General features: G+C 55.2%; 1 protein-coding gene. It reads left to right on the top strand.

Annotation, left to right across the window (positions count from 1 at the left end):
• Positions 1 to 52: 52 nt before the first annotated feature.
• Positions 53 to 1404 (top strand): IS3 family transposase gene (locus AC07V9_RS29610; RefSeq protein ID WP_495019168.1). Its coding sequence is split into 2 segments (ribosomal slippage): positions 53 to 509 and positions 509 to 1404, totalling 1353 coding nucleotides; the frame shifts between segments, so codons are not numbered across the junction.
• Positions 1405 to 1436: the final 32 nt, after the last annotated feature.

Genomic DNA, 1436 nt, shown 5'->3' on the forward strand with positions numbered 1-1436 from the left:
TGAACTGACCCCCAAAAGTTGGACACCCTGTCCAACCAAAGGGATGCCCACCATGAAATACACTCCAGCCTTCAAGCTCAAGCTGGTTAGACAATGCTTATCCAGTGACAGCCTTAATGGAGTCGCAACCAGAAATGGCATCGCGCACTCGATTCTGCAGCGTTGGGTACGAAGTTATCAGCAGCATGGCCAGTCGGGCCTGGCCAGGAAATACAGCCGCTACGATGCCCAGTTCAAACTTGATGTTCTCATGCGGATCGAGCAAGAAGGCCTGTCGGACCAGCAGGCTGCCATCCTCTTCGATATCCGTGGGCAAAACAGCGTTGGAGAATGGAAGAGGCTGTATCATTCGGGGGGTATTGATGCGCTGAAACCGTACCGCGAAAGAGAGCCTGACATGTCTCGGAAACCACCCAAAGCCCCTGCACAGCCCGGCCTTGCCGATGATGAACGTCCCCGCGAGGCGTTGCTTGAGGAACTGGCGTACCTGCGCGCGGAGAATGACTATCTAAAAAAGCTCGATGCCTTGATCCGGGAGCAGACAGCAGCGCGAGCCACAAAGCGCAAGTCATCCAAGGGTTGAGGCATAAGCATCCGATACGCCTGCTGCTACGCTCAGCCGGCATGCCCCGCAGCACGTTTTACTATCAGCTCAACGCGCTTGGCTGTGACAGGCATGCCGAGCTCAAGGCTCATGTGCAACGCATTTATGACCAGCACAAGGGGCGCTACGGTTACCGTCGCATCACAGCCGCTCTGCGACAACTTGGCGAACATGCCAACCACAAGACCGTACAGCGACTCATGCAAGCGATGGGGCTGAAGTCGTTGGTCAAGATCAAGAAATATCGCTCATACCAAGGGCCGGAAGGTGAGACCGCGCCCAATCGGCTGGCGAGGCAGTTCAAAGCAGAGGGTCCCAATCAAAAGTGGGTGACTGACGTCACCGAGTTCAAGGTCAACGGGCAAAAGCTTTTCCTCTCACCCGTGCTGGACCTCTACAGCCGGGAGATCGTGGCATTTGAGACGAACAGGCGGCCAGTATTTGAAATGGTTTCCAAGATGCTCAAGAGCGCTATGGCACGCCTGGCTCCCGACGAAGCGCCGATGCTGCATTCGGACCAAGGCTGGCAGTATCGTCAGGTTAAATACCGATATCTGCTGGCGGATAGAGGTCTTCAGCAGAGCATGTCACGCAAGGGCAACTGCTACGACAACGCGGTCATCGAGAGTTTCTTCGGCACGCTCAAGAGCGAGTTTTTTTACCAGGAGCGCTTTGACACCATCGAGCAATTGCAGACGGGGCTTGAGGATTACATCCGCTACTACAATCATGATCGACTCAGCCTCAAGCTCAACGGCCTGAGTCCGGTGCAGTTTCGAACCCAGGCCATGAGCCTCTAGCGCTTTTTGTCCAACTTTTGGGGGTCAGTTCA

It is taken from the genome of Pseudomonas sp. GW821-FHT02A11, assembly GCF_059421985.1.